This is a genomic window from Bacteroidales bacterium (genome assembly GCA_023228145.1).
In the GTDB taxonomy this organism is placed as follows: Bacteria; Bacteroidota; Bacteroidia; order Bacteroidales; family CAIWKO01; genus CAIWKO01.
In genome coordinates, this window is record JALOBU010000028.1 from 19759 (window position 1) to 39848 (window position 20090).

A 20090-nucleotide genomic window follows, 5' to 3' on the forward strand; every position below is an offset into this window, starting at 1 on the left:
TCAGACAATGAAAATAAAAATAAAATCTTCGATAAAAATCATATTGTATTTTATCCTGACAGCGCTCATACTTTGCATTCCTGCATTATACAACAGGTATGTTCTTTTTTATACTGATTCGGCACTGTATCTGGAGTCGGCCATGACATTGGCTCCCTCATTGGACAGACCCATTGGATACGGATTCTTCATCAGGGCAACAACCTGGCAAACGTCGCTGTGGTATGCAATTTTCATGCAGGGAATGATTGCGTCATTGTTGATATACCACTCACTTAAAACTGTCCTGGTCCATATTGGTTTTAAAAAAATATATCATTTCCTGACTTTATGCATTCTGGTAATTTTTTCCACACTTGGATGGTACACTAGTTTGCTGATGCCCGATGTGCTGACTTCCTTTCTGATTCTGGCTGTCTTCAATGTCATTTTCGGGAAAAACAATATTATAACTTATATCCTTTACTCAACCTTATTATTTTTTATCATCTTCTCTCACTTGAGCAACTTTCCCATATTACTGATGATACTGGCAACCCTCTGGCTTTTCATACTGTTGAAAAAGACATTTGCTTCCTACAGAAAAAAAACTTTATACCGTACCCTTTTGGTATTGATAGTTTTTTTAGGAACAATAACTTACCTGATAAAATATAATTACGACCATTACGGAAAAGCGACCATATCACCTACCAGTGGTGTTTTTACATTTGCAAGATTAATAGACACGGGGGTTATTGACATTTACCTCAGGGACAACTATGATAAAAAAAATTACCAGATATGCCAATTCAAAGACGATATTCCCAGTTCCTCACAAATGTTTTTATGGGATTTGAATGGAATTTTTTACAAAATGGGTGGTTGGGCTAATTACCAGGAAGAGCCCAAAATAATAGTCAACAATATCTTTAAATCTCCAAAGTATTACGGAACCATTGTAAAAGATTTCTCCCTTTCTACTTTGAAGCAACTGCTGGAGTTCAAGGTCGGAGACGACCTGCTGAATTTTACATCGGAATCCTGGAGATCAGTATATGATAAAATCATACAATGCTATCCAAAAAAAGAAATTAAACATGAATTTTGTACTTCAAAACAATCTAAGGAAGAATTTAAATTCGACACTTTAAATGATGTTATCCTGCTTTTTGTTGTATTATCATTAATACTTATTGCTTTTATTGTTAGCAGGTATAAAATTCATGACAAAATATATCTTTTTCTTGTAGTGAATCTCTCCGGAGTTATATTCAATGCAGCGGTATGCGCCAATTTATCTAATGTACTGAACCGTTACCAGGCAAGAGTTGTGTGGATAATTCCTTTTATTGCCATCGTATTATTTTTGAATTATATACTTCCCAGACTAATTTCTTATATCCGGAAATAAAAAGGTTAAGTAATTCAGGAATCTTATAATTGGGTTGCAAGTTCCGAAATTCTTCCAACATCAATTTCCATCATGCAGCGAAAATGTTTTTTCGGACATTGTTTATAACCGAGTTTGCTGCAGGGACGGCACTTAAGCGCCTTAACTTCAACAATGTGAAAATTTTCTTTTCCTGAAGGGTCATAAGGATACATACCAAAATCAGGTACTGTATTCCCCCAAATGGAAATGACTTTTTTACCTAAAGCTGCTGCAATATGCATCAAGCCGGTATCGGTGGTGATAACTGCATCGGCCTGCTGAGCCACGGATGCAGATTGATTAATATTCAAAAGGCCACATGCATTAAAAACTTTTTCACCAAGTGTAGCACGTACTTTTTCGGATTTATCAAAATCTTCTGTACCACCCAACAACACAATGGGTTTGTCAACGGCCTTACAGATTTCCAGCATTTTTTCAAATGGCAGTTGTTTGGTATTTTGTTTGCTTCCACCAGTAAGAGCAATAAACCCAAAGTGGAAATTTTCAGGTAAAAATTTATTAATATCAACTTTATCATTATCAGGTATGAAAAAATCAAGGCCTTGCACATCGCTAATAACATTAAGTTTTTCTACTGCCTGATAATAGCGGTCAACCACATGAACCTTTGGCAACAGATTTATTTTAAAATTAGTGTAAAGCCATTTCTTTTTGTTCAATTTGTTGAATGTTCCTGAAGGCACTCCCAGGCATGCCCTGACAAAGATGGAACGGCGATTCTTCTGCAGGTCAACTATAAAATCAAATTTTTCATTTTTTAACTCCGGAATAATCTCTTTCACTTTTTTTTCAAAAGTGTGAATCTTGCTTATGTATGGATTTTCTGCAAGTAATGGAATGTACTGTTTTTTTAAAAGAAAATGCAACTCTGCATCCGGCAGTTGCTTTTTAATGCAACGAGCAACGGGTGAAGTAAGTACTATATCGCCTATAGAACTGAAACGGATGATGAGGATTTTTTTAATGGGCTGCATTTAATATAATGAACTTGACATTTCAAAAGTACAAAATTATTTAATAAGGGTTTTTGAGTACTGTCGGGGTGACTGCGCATGTAGCAAACGTAAAAGACAGTTACCCCGACAGTTGATCAAAACTTTTCCATTGTTACTACACCCTCATCAGTGATTTTTATCTTCACTTCCGGAAAATCAGTTTTAGTCAGGTTTTGAATAATTTTTAATACTTGTTTGCTCTCATCGAATAGCGGTGGCTGATACTTAATTTGTTTGGTAGAATGAATCTGTGCTTTCAGAAACTTGCCTGTTTTATCCGTAAAAACTTCCATAATCGGAGCCAGTCCACAAACACCTGCTACACTTATTTTGCTGTAAGTACAAAAATTTCCCATGCTGTATGCAATAAACCGGTCATTATAAACTTCCACGGCTCTTGTTACATGCGGCCCATGCCCAAAAACCACATCGGCACCGGCATCAATCACCTGATGTGCAAATCCATACACATTGCCACGGTTATAGCCCATGTACGATTCATCTCTACGCGGAACATGCTGATGTTCGGCTCCTTCGGCACCGCTGTGGAATGAAACTATTACTATATCACAGATAGAATCCAGAAAATGAACCAGCTTGCGAGCTTCGGCATAATTGCGTACATCGCAATTTCCGGTTTCGGGCGAAAAAGCACAAAAACCATATTTCACGCTGTCATTTTCATATATGGCGTAAGGCTTCGTCAGCCAGCCTGCATATTGCAGCCCTGCATTTTCCAGTGTTTTGGCTGTGCTTTCCTTGCCTGTTGGCCCAAAATCTTTGGTGTGGTTATTTGCCACGCTGATAAGGTCGAAACCTGCATCCACCAAACAATTCACAAATTTTGTGGGCATCCCGAAAGTCCAGCAGGAATTGGTGTTTTTACAGGATTTACGCCCGGCAGGTGTATCGGTAAAGACTCCTTCTAAATTGCAAAAAGCCACATCAGCATTCTGAAAAATATGTTTTACATTGACAAATTCATTAGAGCAATCTTCATTGGGAGGTAAAAATTCCCGGGATGGAATAATCGTCCCCAGCATCACATCGCCCACACCAACTATTACAATAGTGTCTTTGGAGGCTATAGTTTGCGTAGTGTCCTGTGCTTGGGCACTAAAAACAAAAAAAATGAGAAAGAGTTTTAAAATGATGACTTTCTTCATCTGTGATTTTTATGCAAAGTTAGGATTTATTGACATTTTTTCTACTTTTGATTTGTGAAATATTCCAGCCGGATGCTAAGCAATAAATACAATTTTAATAAAGTTTTTTTTCTGTTTATTACTATTACTTGCTTTTCGCATCATACGTTTTCACAAGATGAAACCATTGACAGCCTTAAATCAAAACTGGTTTTAGCTCAAAGTACCGAAAAAATTGATTTACTGCATCAACTCACACGCGAACTTTGGTATTATGAGCCCGATGAAGCCATGAAATATGCTGAAATGGCATATCAGCTTTCTTTTTCCTTTAATGATTCATCAAATATGGCTATGGCGCTAAAAAACAAAGGAATTGTTCTTTATTTTACCGGTGAAAACAAAAACGCAATAAATTGTTACAACAAAGCTCTTAAAATTTATACAAAACTTAATGAAAAAAAAGGTATTTCCAGTTGTGTCAATAACCTTGGTATCATTTATATGGATTTGGGCAATTATAAAAAAGCACTGCTATTTTATCAAAAAAGTATACAAACAGATATTGAATTAAATGACGAACAAGCCTTGGCAAGCTCACTGAGCAATGCCGGGATAGTTTATCACTTTCAGGGAATGTACGATATGGCTATTGCTTATTATCAGAAATCACTTGCTCTGGAAATAAAATTTAAAAATTATGACGGCATTGGCGAATGTCTTATGAACATCGGGGTAGCTTATCAGGATAACGGAATGAGCCCTGAAAGCAAAAATTATTATGATAAAGCATTGATTATTTTTAAAAAAACAGCTAATAAAAACCGTTTTGCAATGACGTGTTACAACATTGCCAAAATGCTATACACACAAAAAGATTATTTTAAATCGTATCTGTATATCAGGCATTCCCTTAAAATAAGATATGAGATTGACGACCTGCAGGGAATTGCATCAGGCTTGAATTTGCTCGCGTTGATTTATGAGGCTACAGGCAATGATGAAAAAGCTAATGAATATCTTTTTAAATCATTATTAATGGAATTGGAACTTGGAAATAAAAGAAGGGCATCCATTGTTCTTTCGAACAAAGGAATGATGTTGCTAAAAAATGAAGAATACGAAGAGGCCCTTAACTTTTTCCTGAACAGCATGGAAATTGCTAAAGATATTAATGCCCGTCATGAATTACTGGATAATTATCAGAACCTTTCAAAAGTGTACTATTTGATTGATGATTCAACCAGAGGGCTTTATTATGATGATATGTATTGGATTTTAGCCGATTCCATACAAAAGGATGCAAAACATTTTTCAAAAGGCAGTTTATTTGTAAAAGACAGCAATGAGAAGGTAAAGACAAGCCGTGTCAACCATGATTTAAATGGCACGGAAACAGATAAAAAAATGTACTATTTTATTTTTTCGGCCGCATTTGTCATTTTTATTATAGTTTTTATATTTTTACGGAGCAAAAAAAGTACTTAAGGCACTTAAATTAAAAATAAACAAACAATAAAAATAAAGGAGGAATTATGTCGGAACACGAACAAACTACAAAGAGTTTACCTGAAAATGCATACCGCGAGCTAAAGCCCGGTGAGGAATATCAACCAGTTATGTCACCGAAAATGAATTTTCCTGAAGTAACGTGGTGGTCCATATTTATGGGTTTACTGATGGCTGTGATTTTTTCGGCTGCTGCCGCTTATTCGGGATTAAAGATAGGACAGGTTTTTGAAGCTGCGATTCCCATCTCCATAATTGCTGTGGGAGCCTCTGCTGCTGCCAGGCGGAAGGATGCGCTCGGACAAAACGTGATTATTCAGTCCATAGGGGCCAGCTCCGGCGTTATTGTTGCAGGCGCTGTGTTTACCATACCCGGACTATATATTCTTCAAGCCAAATACCCCGACATACAAGTTAATTTCTGGCAGATATTTTTCTCATCACTCCTTGGAGGCTTCTTGGGAATTCTTTTCCTCATTCCGTTCCGCAAATATTTTGTGAAAGACATGCACGGGAAACTCCCTTTTCCAGAAGCCACAGCTACTACTGAAATACTGATGACAGGCGAAAAAGGCGGCACACAGGCAAAACTGCTCATCGTCAGCGGGCTTATCGGCGGTATTTTTGATTTTTGTTTTGCAGCATTACGCTTGTGGAGTGAAGAAATCACCACCCGTATCATTCCCATTGGCGAAACACTGGCTACAAAAGCTAAAATGGTTCTTAAATTCAATGTTAGCGCCCTTATATTCAGCTTTGGCTATCTTATCGGCTTGCGTTTTGCATTAATAATTACCATGGGTTCTATCTTATCATGGTTTGTGTTAATTCCGCTCGTCAATGAAATAGGGGCATTGATTGCCCAGTCCGGAGGCGGTATTAATCCTTTTGAGGCTTTGAGCGCCGAAGATATTTTTAAAGCATACGTCCGCCCCATTGGCATTGGGGGCATTGCCATGGCAGGAATAATCGGAATCATCAAGTCATCGGGGGTAATTGGGAGCGCATTTAAACTGGCATTCGGCATCGGAAAAAAGACACATACGGAAGTTAAAGTGGAGCGTACACAGAAAGACCTGAAAATGTCGTTTGTGATGCTCATTATTTTTCTCACGCTTATTGCAGTATTTGTTTTCCTTTTGTTAGGTGTTCAGGTAACTTTGGTTCAGGCAATAGTGGCCTTGCTGACAGTGTTAATAATTTCATTTTTATTTACAACGGTAGCGGCAAACGCTATCGCTATTGTGGGAACTAACCCTGTTTCAGGTATGACACTTATGACTCTTATTCTTTCTTCTGTTGTGTTGGTTTCTGTTGGCCTTAAAGGATGGCAGGGAATGGTCAGCTCTCTGATAATAGGAGGCATAGTGTGTACGGCCTTATCCATGGCAGGCGGCTTTATCACAGACCTGAAAGTTGGTTACTGGCTGGGAACCACACCTGCAAAGCAACAGACTTACAAATTTCTTGGAACACTGCTTTCTGCAGCAACAGTGGGTATTGTTATTTTTATACTTAATGATGCTTACGGATTTGTTGAAACCGACAGACATCATAACCCTATGGTGGCTCCTCAGGCCAACGCCATGGCAGCCATCATTGAACCGCTGATGTCCGGCTCGGGTGTGAGTTGGGTGCTGTTAGGTATTGGGGCCATTATTTCACTCATTGTAAACTGGCTGAAAATATCTCCTCTGGCATTTGCTCTGGGAATGTTCATCCCGCTGCCACTCAACACGCCCCTAGTTGTTGGAGGTTTGCTGAATCATTGGTTTAAAAAATCCACTAAAGATGAAAAACTTGCTAATGCCCGCATACAGAGAGGGATTCTGATTTCTTCAGGTTTTATTGCCGGAGCAGCCATATTTGGTGTTATCGGAGCCCTTATCATTTTCTTCACAAACAATCCGGATGCGGTAAACCTGAAAGTATGGGCAGATGATACCGGCACAGGAGCTCAAGTTACTGCATTGATTGCATTCCTTGCACTGATCGCCTATTTTGTGTGGGAATCATTCAGGGCTAAAAAGGAAGATTGAAACTAACTTTTTTATACCACAGAGAGCACAGAGTTTAAATAGAGTTACACAGAGGGATATGGAAGACAATAAGGTTACTGAAAAGATATTGAACTGCGCCTTTAAAGTTCATACTAATTTAGGCCCAGGATTATTGGAGTCTTCTTACAAAGAATGTTTATTTTATGAAATAAAAAAAGCAGGTTTACTTGTAGAAAAAGAAAAGCCACTCCCGTTGATTTACGAAGAAGTATTTCTAGAATGTGGTTATAGAGTTGATTTACTTGTAGAAAATAAAGTGGTTGTTGAAATTAAATCAGTTGAACAACTAAATGATGTCCATACGGCACAAGTACTCACATATTTAAAACTTTCTGAATGCCGGATTGGTTTATTATTTAATTTTAACGTAGTAAAACTAAAAGACGGAATTAAAAGGTTAATCCATGGATATTAAACACTGTTCCCTTTGTGGCCCGCCGCGGCGGACTCTGTTTCCTCTGTGGTTAAAAAAATTTTGGATAATAAAACAAATAAATTATGAAAGAAAAAGTATTAGAACGGTTTTTAAAATACATAAAAATCGATACTCAGTCTGATGAAAATTCACAAACAACACCCAGCACACAAAAGCAATTTGACCTTGCCCATGTGCTAAAAAAAGAATTGGAAGACCTTGGTTTGAAGGATATTTCCCTGGATGAGAAATGCTACCTGATGGCAACACTTCCGGCAAATACGGATAAAAAAATTCCCTCCATCGGGTTCATTGCCCACATGGACACCAGCCCCGATATGCCAGGCAAGGTTGACAAACCGAATTTCGTGTATGATTACAAAGGAGATGATATTGTCATCCATAAAGAAAAAAAACTGGTGCTCAGCACTCAGGAGTTTCCGGAATTAAATGAATACATTGGGAAAACCCTGATAACGACCGATGGCACAACACTACTTGGCGCTGATGACAAAGCGGGCATTGCAGAGATTATGACGGCGGTGGAATATCTTGTCAAAAACCCGCAAATCAAGCACGGCACTATTAAAGTCGGCTTCACTCCTGATGAAGAGATTGGCCGCGGTGTTGACCACTTTGACGTGAAAAAATTCAATGCTGACTTTGCTTATACTCTTGATGGAGGAGGCATAGGAGAACTGGAATATGAAAATTTCAACGCTGCCGGAGCTAAAGTTTTTGTCCAGGGACGTAACATACATCCGGGTTATGCCAAGGATAAAATGATCAATGCCATGCTGGTAGCCATGGAGTTTAATGCCATGCTGCCACCTAACCAGAGGCCGGAACACACACAGGATTACGACGGGTTTTTTCATATAGTGAAAATGGAAGGCACCGTGGAAAATGCCATGCTGCAATACATCATCCGCGACCATGATAAAACAAAGTTCGAGAACAAGAAAAGGTTCTTCACAGATTGTGTTGAGTTTATGAAAACCCGTTACGGGGCTGATGTTCTGAGACTAGAAATGAAAGACCAGTATTTCAATATGAAAGAACAGGTGCTGCCCGTTTTTCATGTGGTGGAAACTGCAAAAAAAGCAATGGAAGAATTGGAAATTATCCCTAAAGTAGTTCCTATCCGTGGCGGTACCGATGGCGCACGCCTTTCATACATGGGATTACCCTGCCCTAATATTTTTGCCGGCGGACATAACTTCCACGGAAAATTTGAATATGTCGCTGTGGAATCCATGGTGAAAGCTACAGAAGTGATTCTGAAAATCGTTGAATTGTATTCAAAAAATAAGGCATAAATGTAGGATTTTTATTTTTTTCAACACTATCTTAAAGACAAAGACAGATTTAATAAATAATATTGACTTTAACTTTGAAATTTGGTAATAATTCTGACATTCAGCTATTTAAAAGATGAATAGTAATTTTAATTTATTAAAAAGAAAATATAATTAAGAAAAATACGCTATTATTGTACAATAAAACCGATTTTTTATGCTAAAAGATTATTTACAAGTAAATTCGTTAAGCATAGTATTTATTGGCGACTTTAATCCTGTAATTATTCAGCCATTTTGGTTGGCAAATAAAAAACTAATAAAAGAACAGGAGGCGGTAGATACAGATGTGGAATTAATACATAATGAACTTGTTAAATTTGACCTTGGATGGGCAAGTACAGAGATTACAAAGAAGAGGTTTGAAGTTAGGACAGCGAAGGAACCATATTTTGAACCATTAAGGGATTTGGTAATCAGCATTTTTACTATTTTACCTGAAACACCTATTGAAGCGATGGGAATAAATCATATTATGCATTTTGCCTTACCGGATAAAGATAAATTTTATGAATTTGGAAATAAACTTGCTCCATTAAATAATTGGGAAGATGTGATTAATAACCCTCGAGTTTTATCTTTTGAAGTACATGAAAAAGAAAGAAAAGATGGGTTGCCTGGTTTTGTCCGAATTAAAGTTCGACCATCTGATCAAAACATTCAATACGGAGTTTCAATAAATATTAATGACCATTATGCATTAAGTCCTGGTGAAAATGGTCGAAATGGAGAAATGATGAAATGTTTAAAAGATAATTGGGCTAACTCTTATACGAGAGCTGATGAAATTATTGAAAAACTATGGGAAAAAATATAAAAATTATGGAAAACGATACAGATATTAAATGTAATTGGATATTAGATGAAAAATTAACTGAAATTTCTTTTAATCTAGACAATAAAGTTAATATTCTTAGTAATATTGAAAATGAGATATCAATTAAAGCAAAAGAGATTGATAATGTTTATAGTATATCTGAAAATGAAATAAAAAGAGATTTTAATATAAATACTCTGCCGTTATATTTTCCTCAAAAAATAAGTGCAAAGAGAATTTCTTCTTCTTTGAATCATACCCAGAATACCCAGCGATGGGTAGGATATATTATTGAAATAAATGAAAGAAAATTCAAAGCAAAATTAGAGGATATAACTGCTCCAGGAACATTTGAGATTGGCACTTTTGACATTCATGATAAAGATTTAATTGATGAAAAAGAAATGATTCAAATAGGTGCTGTTTTTTATTTAAGTGTGGGATATGATGTTTCAAGAGGAACATTTGCAAAGCAGAAACTAATTCGATTTCAAAGGTTGACGAAATTGACAGAAAGTGATTTTAATAATGCAATTGATAGAGCTGACAGAATCGCATCCAGCTTGAATTGGGAATAAATGAATTTTATTAAGCCTGATAATTTAATTGGCGAAATAACCATAATTGGTACTGGGGGAGGGTATGGTGAAAGTTGTGTTATTCATTTGGGTAATCAGAAATGGGTAGTCGTTGATTCTTGTATTGATCCAAATAACCACAAATCTTTACCACTTCAATACTTAGAAAGCATTAATGTGAATACAAATAAAGATGTAATTCTCATTGTTTGTACACACTGGGATGATGACCATATTTTAGGAATTTCTCAACTATTGGAAAATTGTGCTACATCTGATTTTTCATTTGCAAAAGCTAATGATAAAGTTAAGTTTTTAAGAATGGTATCATTGGATTATTTAAAAATATTAAAAGACGCTACTTCATCAAGCACTAAAGAGTTTAATAAATGTATTGAAATAATAGAAGATCGTAAATCGAAACTTAAACTTTCATATCCAGATAGAATATTAGCAACAGTTTCAGTTAACGATTTTGTTAACCAAGTTATTTCTCTTTCACCATCTGATACAGCAATTCAACAATTTGATTTAGAAATATCAAATTTGATTACAGAATATGGTCAATCTAATCGACATATTGTTCAACTTTCACCAAATTTTAATAGCGTTGCGTTATTTGTAAAGCTTGGTAGTCACAGAGCAATACTTGGCGCTGATCTTGAAGTGTCGGCCACAAACAGTAAAATAGGGTGGGATGATATTTTGAATAATAGTCAATCAGTTGATAAAAAAGCGGCTTTTTTTAAAATACCTCATCATGGCTCTCAAAATGCATATCACGAAAAATTATGGGATGATATGTTGTCTAATTCCACAAAATCTGGCCTAACCCCTTGGAATAGGGGTCAAAAGTTACCGACATTAAAAATGCAAGAAATTTATAAAAATAAATCTGACGAACTTTTTATTACTTCAAATTTCAGCAAAGGAAATCCAAAAAAGAGGGATAAAGCAACTCTAAAAATGATGCGTGATTTAAATATTGAACTTGAGGAAGTCCCTTATAAGCATGGTATTATTCGAGCAAGAGTTAATATGGCAAATGACACCAATTGGCAAATTGAGATTTTTGGAACAGCAACTAAACTTTGAGGCATTATTTTTTTTATGATTTTATTATATAATGTTAGGCGATATTATGTGATTTTTTTTCGCTGTATTTATTTTGTTAATTAACCAAGATGCACAACAGTAAAGGTCAATGTGCTTCATTCGTTTTTTTACAAATAATGCTGATTAACCTGGCTTTTACGTTTGCATCAGCATGTTATTCACAAACACTAACCGACACTTTACCACATAGCAAAAATGCTGTTCTTGAAGTATTTACTGCCGTCAGATGCTCTTTCTGCCCGGCAGGACACAGGCTTCTGGATAGCATTATCGGGGAAAATCCCGGAAGAATTATTCCCGTGTCTATGCATCCATACACTGTGGGCAGTTCTTTAACGACGCCTTACAGTGGCAGCCCCGACCTGCGAAGGATTTATATTGATGCGTTTTTTACCATACCTTTTGTTCATGAGTCTATGCGTTTTTTCCCCGGCGCTTTTATCAACCGCCGTACATGGCAACCTGCAATACGTGAACAATCCACTGATAAATGGCGGCAATTTACCGATACCATATTAAATGAAAGTTCTCCACTTAATATTGGCATCGGGGCAGTGTATAATCCGGCATCTTCGCTCCTGAGCATTGACGTTGAAGTGTACTTTACCGATACGGTAAATGAAACATGTACTTTATATGTAATGCTGACAGAAGATAGCATTGTTGCCGAACAAAAAAACGGAGGCGTAAATTATATTCACAATCATGTGTTTCGTGAAGCGCTTACGGCACAATGGGGAGACACCTTATGCACACAGGCAAATAAAGATTCGTTGTTTTTAAAAAATTTTGTTTTTGATAATTCAACAAGTCAGTACCTGATTCAGAATTCGAATATTGTTGCTTACCTGAGAAATGCTGCTAATGAAAAAATAATCACCGGAGCAATAATTACCGCCAATAATATCATTGTCTCAGCAAATAAAACAGATATTAAACAAAGAATATTGTTGTATCCAAATCCATCGAAGAACCATGTTTTTGTTGATTTACAATGTGAAGGCAGTCAGGCAGAAAGCCAGGATGTAAAAATATACGATATCACAGGCAAGTTGTGTTTATCCCAAAGATTTGCAGCAAAAGAGTTGATATTTATTGACTTGCATGAATTGAAACAAGGACTTTACCTTGTTAAAGTAAATACAGGGAATAATGTTTATTTCAGTAAACTTGTAAAAGATTAGTTATTGGTTTCTATCTGATTTTTTTTGTGAATGTTTTTTCCCAGAGTACCATTAAATCTCTTTTGAAACCTTTCGCGCTCTCTTAATGGAACAAAGTTTTGTGCCAGCGCACTTACTGTATAAATTTGAGGGTCAAACATTTCTGAATCTATTTCTCTTAGATAATTATAAACCATTGGTATCAAAGCAATTTCAGCGCTGACTTTTTGCTTAATAAAACGCCTCAATGCCTTGCTTTGTATGGGGTCGGAGGCAAATGCAATTTTCGCAAAGCCCATTTCACGGGCTTTTTTATAAGAAAAAAATATGTTTTCGGTGCTATGCTCTGCGTCATCCTCTGTAAAGATATTTGTTTCAGGAATACCTATTGCTTTTGCATACAGCGCCATAATTTTACCTTCAAACCAGGGTGTATGAACCGCACTGCCAGAGAACATTATATTTTTTACCATCCCTTTATCGAAAAGGTATTTTGCCCAGTACACCCTGCCTTTCATGATAAAATTCCATTGTTTTCCATCATATGGAATGCCGGGGACTATAAGGATATCATATTTTTGTTTTTGTGCCCTAACAAAATATTTTCTCCGGGTGCAAGGCATAAACGATAACCCCAGTAAAATAAATGCAAAATCAAGCAGGTGCAGCCGTAGTTTAAAAATATCCGAATTTATCTTAGGAGCGGGTTTATCTTCCTTCTTCATCCAGCCAACGGGTATTCTTTTTAATTATTTTCAGGACAAGATAAAGCAGTCCGGAAACAACAACACAGATGATAAGCCAAAGCTCATCAATGATATATATTTTCTTTTCAATAAAATCTCTTACTGTTTCAAAAATTAATATCACAAGAAAAACAGCGAAGAATCCATTTTTCTCTTTTTTCAGCACTTTTCTCCAGCTGAAGCTCATCTTTGGTTTCTGCCAGGCGGTGAATGAAGGAATAAATGCCGGTGTTTTCTTTGCCCATACCTGGTATGTTTCTCCAAATTTTCCGCGCAGAAACTGCTCTTCAGCAAACATGATGCGTTCGTAATAAATCCAATAGAACAACACAAAAGCAATGATAAACCAGAAATTCATCGTGATCACCGCCACACCCAGCCACATAAAAAAGTTGCCAACATAGAGCGGATGCCTCACTGTTGAGTAGATACCGGTGGTGTTCAGTTCATCGGCAAGCTGCCCGACAGTGTTTCTTCCTGAAGTGTTTGCTGGTGTATAGCCAACAGTATATGCCCTGATAAAAACCCCGAGCATGCATATTGCTATGGCAATAAAATTTACATTTTGCACGAGCCAGGTTTTTTCAAGCCATCTGTTCTGGTATATGTCCAGAGCAAAGACAATGAGTCCGACTGCAAGAATTATTAGTGGCAGTGTGCCGCGGTAACGGAACAGGAAATTTCCCTGCGATTCCAATTCTTCCTGTAATGCCATGGTTTTATGAAAATTTTTGTAAAAGTAGAAAAATTATTGCAGACCTGATTTTTTTGTATTAGTCTTTCCAAATTCAATTTTTAAGGGGAGGCTTTTTTAAGCTGCTGCAATAGCGATTTCTTTTTACTTTTTGCTTGATCAAAAAGTAAACAAAAAATCAAGTCCTGACGAATGCTTCTGCCCGCTCTCAGAAAACAAAGAAAATCTAAGCAAAGTAGTCCCGACACAGCATAGCTGGTCGGGAAACGCTTTTGGCGCCTTTGCAGATTTTCTAATGTTTTCTGATTCACATCCACCCACGCACCCGTCAGGACACCCCAGCGCTCCAAAAATTCAGCATAATATTCTTTATTCTTAGCAGAAACTTCAATATTTTTAATACAGGTTTTGTTTTTCTCTTCGTGCTGCAAGCAGTTCGGCATAGCATACAGGGCGTAGGCTTGTGTGTAAAGTCGCCTTTTCCCCGATTTAATCGGGGAAGCAGCGACAGACGGAATGTATGCTATCCTTGGCAAGCTCTGTGCGAAAAGGACATCTTGCAGCACTTGAATTTTTGGTTCTTTTGTTTCAAGACAAAAGAACAATAGAAAAAAACTTTGACTGAAGTAACAAAAAATCAAAAAACATTAGGCAAGGTTTTGCCTTCGGGTTTTAGTGACAGCCTGACTTCCCTGCAAGCTGCGCCCTGGGCAGTCAGACCGTCACTTGCACAATTTTAAGCCGACCACAAGTGCCCCTTGGGGGCATTTCACACTTTAAGTTCAAATAACTATCTTTGCAATTTATTTTGATTTTATGGAACTACCTACCAAATATGACCCGACACTCACCGAAGACAAATGGTATGCCTACTGGCTGAAACATCGTTTTTTTCATTCCGAACCCGATGAACGCGCTCCTTATACTATCGTAATTCCCCCTCCTAATGTTACGGGTGTTTTGCACATGGGACATATTCTTAACAATACTATTCAGGACATTATTATCCGCCGCACCCGCATGATGGGCTGCAACGCCTGCTGGGTTCCCGGCACTGATCATGCCTCTATTGCCACCGAAGCGAAAGTTGTGGCAAAGCTTGCAAAAGCAGGCATCAGTAAAAAAGATATTTCGCGCGAAGAATTCTTGAAACATGCATGGGAATGGAAAGAAGAACACGGCGGCATTATTCTGGAACAACTGAAAAAACTTGGGGCTTCGTGCGACTGGGAGCGCACCTCCTTTACCATGGATCCTTCGATGTACGAATCCGTGATAGATGTTTTTATTGACCTTTACAATAAAGGATTAATTTACCGGGGTGTCCGCATGGTGAACTGGGACCCGAAAGCGCTCACTGCTGTCTCAGACGAAGAAGTGAATTATAAAGAAGTAAATTCTGCTCTGTATTATGTACGTTATAAAATAGAAGACTGTGAAGACGAATGGATAACCATCGCCACCACACGTCCGGAAACTATTTTGGGTGATACTGCCGTTTGCGTGCACCCCGAAGATGAAAGATATCAGCGTCTGAAAGGAAAACGTATAATTATCCCGCTGGTCGAGCGTTCAGTTCCGCTGATTTTTGATGAGTATGTTGAACGTGAATTCGGAACCGGTGCATTAAAAGTTACTCCGGCTCACGATATCAACGATTATAATCTTGGCATAAAACATCAGCTTGAAAGCATAGATATTTTCAATGACAATGGAACGCTTAATGAAAAAGCCCAGCTTTACATCGGGGAAGACCGCTTTGTTGTCCGTGAAAAAATCACAGAGGAACTACGGCTGAAAGGCCACCTTGTAAAGACGGAGCCCATACTGAACAAAGTTGGATTTTCTGAAAGAACAGACGAAGTGATTGAACCCAAACTTTCGATGCAATGGTTTATGAAAATGTCGGAGCTTGCCAAGCCGGCGCTGAATGTGGTACTGGAAGAGAAAGTTAAATTCTACCCACAGAAATACATCAACACATACCGCCACTGGATGGAAAATGTAAAGGATTGGTGCATCTCGCGCCAGCTGTGGTGGGGACAACGCATACCCGCATATTACCTGCCCGGAGGAAAAGTGGTGGTGGCCAAAAGTATTGAAGATGCAGCAGAAAAAGCCACAGCTTTGCTGAACAAAGAAATTCAAACCTCTGAGATAAAACAGGATGAGGATGTGCTGGACACATGGTTTTCATCATGGCTTTGGCCTATCTCTGTTTTCGATGGCATACGAAAGCCGGACAATCCGGATATAAAATATTATTACCCCACCAACGACCTTATCACAGCCCCGGACATTCTGTTTTTCTGGGTGGCACGGATGATCATGGCCGGACTGGAATACAGAAAGTCGATACCTTTCAGCAATGTGTATCTCACTGGTATGGTAAGAGACAAACAGGGGCGCAAAATGTCTAAGTCGCTGGGCAATTCTCCTGAGCCCATGAACCTTATTAAAAATTTCGGCGCAGATGGAGTGCGTATGGGGATGTTATTGGCTTCTCCTGCCGGCAATGATTTGCTGTTCGACGAAACGCAATGTGAACAGGGCAGAAATTTCAGCAACAAGATATGGAATGCCTTCCGTCTGATTAAAGGCTGGCATGTGGATGAATCACTCTCTCAACCTGAAGAGAACAAGGTTTCGATACAATGGGTACAGCACCGTTTGAATGAAGCTCTTGAAGAGCTGAACAGTCATTATGAAAAATACCGTATTTCGGATGCGCTGATGACTGTGTATAAACTTATTTGGGACGACTTCTGCTCATGGTACCTTGAGATGATAAAACCGGCCTATCAAAAACCTATTGATAAAAAAACTCTGGATGATACTGTTTCCATTTTTGAAAAGCTGATGCAACTGCTTCATCCTTTTATGCCTTTCATCACTGAAGAACTATGGCAACAGCTGCGTGAAAGAAAAGACGGCGAGTCTGTGATGATGTCGCGTATGCCCGAACCATCCGCTTATGATAAACATTTTATAGAAAGTTTCTCCTATGTACAGGAAGTTATTTCGCAGATACGCATGGTGCGCAAGGAAAAGAATATTGCTTTCAAAGACGCCATTGACCTGATGGTGCGGAAGAACAATGATGAAAAACCCGATACCACTTTCGACACTGTTGCAGGAAAACTATGCAACATTAAAAGCACGGCTTATGTTGATACAAAGCCTGACAATTCTGTTACTTTCCTGGTGCGTTCCACTGAATTTTACATACCCTTAGAAAACAGCAATATAAACATTGAAAGTGAGTTAAATAAACTTCATGAGGAGTTAAAATATTTTGAAGGTTTTTTGATATCGGTGAATAAGAAACTATCCAACGAACGTTTTGTAAAAAGCGCCCCGGAACAGGTTGTAGCTGCCGAAATGAAAAAGAAAGCCGATGCCGAAAGCAAAATCCGCATCCTTACAGAACAAATACAATCGCTGAAGCAATAATATTTTTTGTTTTTCCGTTCTCGTTATTCATCAGTTTGCGATGATATATTTTTTATCAGCTCAATCAAGGGTTTTAATATCCACACTGTTTTTTTGCTGTATTATTTTCAGCTCATGCAAAACTGCACCTAATTGTTCGAGGTGCAATCCGGATAAAAAAACAGATTTTTATATTTCTGAGAAAAAAATGACAACAAAGAGAACTGAAAAAGAATGGCAAAAAACTACACTCACAGGAACCCTGACGAAAGATATTGAAACTCCAAAGGAGAATAAGTGCGTAAGTAAAACACATAAAAAGAAGAGAGTTCAAACAGAAAATAATAACAAACCAATTCTTTAAGTTATGGCATTAAGTATTTTTGACGATAAATCAGCACCCCCAGATGAAAAAATGCTTGAGAAAGCATTGCTAAAATCCATGGGATGGTGGAATGAAATCAAAGATTTTGTTATCAGTAATTACCCAAATGCTGTTGAAGAATGGAAGCATAGCGGTAAAAACTGGGGATGGGGTTTTCGCCTGAAGGATAAAAAACGTGTCATCATATACCTGACTCCACAGGATAAATATTTTCTGTTCGCCATGGTGTTTGGAGAAAAAGCCACTCTGGAGGTGCTGAAAAGCAAGGTGTCGGAAGAAATAAAAAAGACACTGAGCGAGGCCCGTGTTTATGTTGAAGGCAGGGGAATAAGAATGGAAGTGAATTCTTCTAAAATAATCAGTGATATAAAAAACCTGATTCTTATCAAGCTAACGAGTTGATTTTTTGCAACCTGGAAATTATTTCATTTTTATTTATATAAATTACTTGTATTTCTGTGATTAATTTATTATTTTTGATATCCACCTAAAAACAAAAACACATGAAAAAATTAAAAATTCTGGCAATGATTCTTTTTATAGGAATTATCGCTGCATCTTGCGAAAAAGAAGGACCTGCAGGGCCTGCAGGAACAAATGGCACAAATGGTATTGATGGCACTGATGGCAATGCTAATGTGACTGTATATGGTTTCGGAGAAACAGTATTGAATGCTGTCAATTTATTTTGGGTTTCTTTTAAACCAGCGGAATTAACATCCGGAATGGTAGATTCCAGCTTTATTTTAGCTTATTATAAGTCAGGCGCAACTGTGAATTACCCATGGTATTCTGGTGGAGGTATAGGGCCTGATGGATTATACCAGACAAAAATGTTTATATACAGAGATCCTACTTCGGTAGATTTAAGACTTTACAATCCTGACGGATCGGCTTATTCAAGTATTGATGTAACCTGGGATTCGGTCAGAATATTCATTGTGCCTGCAAACATATTCAGAAATGCTGAAATGGAAAAAGTTAATTTTAACGATTATTCACAAGTAAGTAATTATTTTTCAAATAAATAGTTTTGCTCATCAAAAACATAAGAGGCTGTATTGATTTAACAATACAGCCTCTTATGTTTTCAATCAAAATAATTTTATTTTGCCACTGTAAACTTTTCAGTTTTTGTAGTGTTTGTGTTTGCGGTTTCTACATGATATTTAATAAAATACAAGCCAGCGCTTAGGTTAGCGGTATTCATTGTTTCTATTTCCTGAGAATTGCCGTTGAAATACTTTGTAACTTTCTGAATCTCATCGCCCATCAAATTATACATACCAATAGTTATCTTGCCGCTTTCAGGCATATTGTATTTTATGCTCAAATTATCTCTTGCTATAGTTGGGTATATTTCAACTGAACCGTTTGGAGAATTTTCTTCAACACCGGTAGTGACACCGCATACCTGGCCTGTAACCCATGTAATACCTGTAAAATTCTCATAAACATTGTTAGCTATAAACTTAGGGCCTGATTGAGGGTCAGAATATGTCAAATTAGTGCAAGCAGGTCCATTATAGTTTGAAAAATTTATTTTACATACCAAGCCGTTTACAGCTGCAGTGGACGTGCTTGAAAGACTGCAATAAAGTATGCCGGAACCAACAGGATTTTCATATAATACAAAATCTGAAGCGGGGTTTATTGCAGTTGTCAAATTTGAAAAATTTACAAAAGTTAATTTTGTAACATCATAAACAACATTAAATTCCCATGCGGTCATAGCTGTAGAAAAACCCGTCATAGATAAATCAATCGAAACAGCACTACTTGTTGGAACATCTGATACGCTTTGTAATGTTACAGTTTGAGAAAATGAATTAAAGCTAAATACAAATGCAATTAAAATAAACAAACCGACTTTTTTCATAATTAAAACTTTTAAGTTTTTACTTTTTTTTACAAATGTAAAAAATTATTTAATCAATTTCAAAATTGCGGAAATAATTTCTTTCTGATTTATGAAGTCAAGTTTAAAAGAATACATTCCTGCAGGTAAATCTTTACCCGGGAATTCTATGGTGTATTTTCCTGCTGTTTGTTCCTGATTTACCAATTCATTTACCAGTTCTCCCAGCACATTATATACCTTCAGGTTTACTTTTCCTGTTTCAGGCAAGTTATAATTTAAAGTAACATTTTCACTGAAAGGATTCGGATAACCGGTTAATTCCAGTTCAGGCGTATTGCCATTGCCCTGTATAAATAACTTTGGAATTATCAGGTATAT

General features: G+C 37.3%; 20 protein-coding genes. 13 read left to right on the forward strand and 7 right to left on the reverse strand.

What is annotated here, in order from left to right; genetic code table 11:
* The first annotated feature begins 7 nt into the window (after positions 1-7).
* On the forward strand, positions 8-1393 hold the full coding sequence (locus M0R16_11550; protein MCK9613506.1) for an FUSC family protein: 1386 nt from the start codon (positions 8-10) through the stop codon (positions 1391-1393).
* Positions 1394-1416: 23 nt separating this feature from the next.
* On the opposite strand, the gene M0R16_11555 is transcribed toward M0R16_11550, so the two are convergent.
* Both M0R16_11555 and M0R16_11560 read right to left on the reverse strand, forming a co-directional pair.
* Complete coding sequence (locus M0R16_11555) at positions 1417-2412, reverse strand: glycosyltransferase family 9 protein (protein MCK9613507.1); 996 nt, start codon at positions 2410-2412, stop codon at positions 1417-1419.
* A gap of 116 nt (positions 2413-2528) precedes the next feature.
* The gene (locus tag M0R16_11560; GenBank protein ID MCK9613508.1) at positions 2529-3599 is read right to left on the reverse strand and encodes a CapA family protein; all 1071 of its coding nucleotides are present in this window, start codon (positions 3597-3599) and stop codon (positions 2529-2531) included.
* 72 nt (positions 3600-3671) lie between these two features.
* Between M0R16_11560 and M0R16_11565 the strand changes: the two genes are divergently transcribed.
* The 8 genes from M0R16_11565 to M0R16_11600 all read left to right on the forward strand — a co-directional run bounded on the left by M0R16_11565 (position 3672) and on the right by M0R16_11600 (position 12615).
* The gene (locus M0R16_11565) at positions 3672-5066 is read left to right on the forward strand and encodes a tetratricopeptide repeat protein (protein MCK9613509.1); all 1395 of its coding nucleotides are present in this window, start codon (positions 3672-3674) and stop codon (positions 5064-5066) included.
* Between the two features lie 47 nt (positions 5067-5113).
* Positions 5114-7126: an oligopeptide transporter, OPT family gene (locus tag M0R16_11570; GenBank protein MCK9613510.1), complete on the forward strand. Its 2013-nt coding sequence runs from the start codon at positions 5114-5116 to the stop codon at positions 7124-7126.
* Positions 7127-7184: 58 nt separating this feature from the next.
* Positions 7185-7562: a GxxExxY protein gene (locus tag M0R16_11575; GenBank protein MCK9613511.1), complete on the forward strand. Its 378-nt coding sequence runs from the start codon at positions 7185-7187 to the stop codon at positions 7560-7562.
* An 83-nt stretch (positions 7563-7645) separates the two neighbouring features.
* Entirely contained in the window at positions 7646-8881 is a 1236-nt protein-coding gene (pepT, locus tag M0R16_11580; protein ID MCK9613512.1) for a peptidase T, read from the forward strand.
* Between the two features lie 196 nt (positions 8882-9077).
* Entirely contained in the window at positions 9078-9737 is a 660-nt protein-coding gene (locus tag M0R16_11585) for a hypothetical protein (GenBank protein ID MCK9613513.1), read from the forward strand.
* A gap of 5 nt (positions 9738-9742) precedes the next feature.
* On the forward strand, positions 9743-10315 hold the full coding sequence (locus tag M0R16_11590) for a hypothetical protein (protein ID MCK9613514.1): 573 nt from the start codon (positions 9743-9745) through the stop codon (positions 10313-10315).
* Positions 10316-11410 (forward strand): MBL fold metallo-hydrolase, encoded by a 1095-nt coding sequence (locus M0R16_11595; GenBank protein MCK9613515.1) that lies wholly within the window; start codon positions 10316-10318, stop codon positions 11408-11410.
* A 137-nt stretch (positions 11411-11547) separates the two neighbouring features.
* Entirely contained in the window at positions 11548-12615 is a 1068-nt protein-coding gene (locus tag M0R16_11600; protein MCK9613516.1) for an Omp28-related outer membrane protein, read from the forward strand.
* On the opposite strand, the gene M0R16_11605 is transcribed toward M0R16_11600, so the two are convergent.
* From M0R16_11605 to M0R16_11615, 3 genes are all read right to left on the reverse strand, one after another.
* Positions 12612-13319 carry a YdcF family protein gene (locus M0R16_11605; GenBank protein MCK9613517.1) on the reverse strand — a complete coding sequence of 236 codons (708 nt, stop codon included), beginning with the start codon at positions 13317-13319 and terminating at the stop codon, positions 12612-12614. The two genes, M0R16_11600 and M0R16_11605, sit on opposite strands and share 4 nt — an antisense overlap.
* Entirely contained in the window at positions 13303-14055 is a 753-nt protein-coding gene (locus tag M0R16_11610) for an isoprenylcysteine carboxylmethyltransferase family protein (protein MCK9613518.1), read from the reverse strand. Before M0R16_11610 ends, M0R16_11605 begins: the two co-directional genes overlap by 17 nt.
* Before the next feature lie 80 nt (positions 14056-14135).
* Complete coding sequence (locus M0R16_11615; protein ID MCK9613519.1) at positions 14136-14675, reverse strand: hypothetical protein; 540 nt, start codon at positions 14673-14675, stop codon at positions 14136-14138.
* Between the two features lie 175 nt (positions 14676-14850).
* On the opposite strand from M0R16_11615, the gene M0R16_11620 reads away from it, so the two are divergent.
* From M0R16_11620 to M0R16_11635, 4 genes are all read left to right on the forward strand, one after another.
* A complete protein-coding gene (locus M0R16_11620; GenBank protein ID MCK9613520.1) occupies positions 14851-17487 on the forward strand; it encodes a valine--tRNA ligase in 2637 nt (878 codons plus the stop codon).
* Between the two features lie 187 nt (positions 17488-17674).
* Positions 17675-17830 carry a hypothetical protein gene (locus M0R16_11625; protein ID MCK9613521.1) on the forward strand — a complete coding sequence of 52 codons (156 nt, stop codon included), beginning with the start codon at positions 17675-17677 and terminating at the stop codon, positions 17828-17830.
* Between the two features lie 3 nt (positions 17831-17833).
* The gene (locus M0R16_11630) at positions 17834-18253 is read left to right on the forward strand and encodes a DUF3788 domain-containing protein (GenBank protein ID MCK9613522.1); all 420 of its coding nucleotides are present in this window, start codon (positions 17834-17836) and stop codon (positions 18251-18253) included.
* Between the two features lie 101 nt (positions 18254-18354).
* Positions 18355-18882, forward strand: coding sequence for a hypothetical protein (locus M0R16_11635; GenBank protein ID MCK9613523.1), 528 nt, complete (start codon positions 18355-18357; stop codon positions 18880-18882).
* A gap of 74 nt (positions 18883-18956) precedes the next feature.
* On the opposite strand, the gene M0R16_11640 is transcribed toward M0R16_11635, so the two are convergent.
* Together M0R16_11640 and M0R16_11645 are read right to left on the reverse strand one after the other, a co-directional pair.
* Positions 18957-19730 carry a T9SS type A sorting domain-containing protein gene (locus M0R16_11640; GenBank protein MCK9613524.1) on the reverse strand — a complete coding sequence of 258 codons (774 nt, stop codon included), beginning with the start codon at positions 19728-19730 and terminating at the stop codon, positions 18957-18959.
* 45 nt (positions 19731-19775) lie between these two features.
* Positions 19776-20090 (reverse strand): T9SS type A sorting domain-containing protein (locus tag M0R16_11645; GenBank protein ID MCK9613525.1); only part of this gene is annotated, 315 nt, incomplete at its 5' end.

Coding starts and splice junctions, on each gene's coding strand:
- M0R16_11550 (MCK9613506.1), top strand. CDS start 8: ATGAAAATAAAAATAAAATCTTCGATAAAAATCATATTGTATTTTATC.
- M0R16_11555 (MCK9613507.1), bottom strand. CDS start 2,412: ATGCAGCCCATTAAAAAAATCCTCATCATCCGTTTCAGTTCTATAGGC.
- M0R16_11560 (MCK9613508.1), bottom strand. CDS start 3,599: ATGAAGAAAGTCATCATTTTAAAACTCTTTCTCATTTTTTTTGTTTTT.
- M0R16_11565 (MCK9613509.1), top strand. CDS start 3,672: ATGCTAAGCAATAAATACAATTTTAATAAAGTTTTTTTTCTGTTTATT.
- M0R16_11570 (MCK9613510.1), top strand. CDS start 5,114: ATGTCGGAACACGAACAAACTACAAAGAGTTTACCTGAAAATGCATAC.
- M0R16_11575 (MCK9613511.1), top strand. CDS start 7,185: ATGGAAGACAATAAGGTTACTGAAAAGATATTGAACTGCGCCTTTAAA.
- pepT (MCK9613512.1), top strand. CDS start 7,646: ATGAAAGAAAAAGTATTAGAACGGTTTTTAAAATACATAAAAATCGAT.
- M0R16_11585 (MCK9613513.1), top strand. CDS start 9,078: ATGCTAAAAGATTATTTACAAGTAAATTCGTTAAGCATAGTATTTATT.
- M0R16_11590 (MCK9613514.1), top strand. CDS start 9,743: ATGGAAAACGATACAGATATTAAATGTAATTGGATATTAGATGAAAAA.
- M0R16_11595 (MCK9613515.1), top strand. CDS start 10,316: ATGAATTTTATTAAGCCTGATAATTTAATTGGCGAAATAACCATAATT.
- M0R16_11600 (MCK9613516.1), top strand. CDS start 11,548: ATGCTGATTAACCTGGCTTTTACGTTTGCATCAGCATGTTATTCACAA.
- M0R16_11605 (MCK9613517.1), bottom strand. CDS start 13,319: ATGAAGAAGGAAGATAAACCCGCTCCTAAGATAAATTCGGATATTTTT.
- M0R16_11610 (MCK9613518.1), bottom strand. CDS start 14,055: ATGGCATTACAGGAAGAATTGGAATCGCAGGGAAATTTCCTGTTCCGT.
- M0R16_11620 (MCK9613520.1), top strand. CDS start 14,851: ATGGAACTACCTACCAAATATGACCCGACACTCACCGAAGACAAATGG.
- M0R16_11625 (MCK9613521.1), top strand. CDS start 17,675: ATGACAACAAAGAGAACTGAAAAAGAATGGCAAAAAACTACACTCACA.
- M0R16_11630 (MCK9613522.1), top strand. CDS start 17,834: ATGGCATTAAGTATTTTTGACGATAAATCAGCACCCCCAGATGAAAAA.
- M0R16_11635 (MCK9613523.1), top strand. CDS start 18,355: ATGAAAAAATTAAAAATTCTGGCAATGATTCTTTTTATAGGAATTATC.
- M0R16_11640 (MCK9613524.1), bottom strand. CDS start 19,730: ATGAAAAAAGTCGGTTTGTTTATTTTAATTGCATTTGTATTTAGCTTT.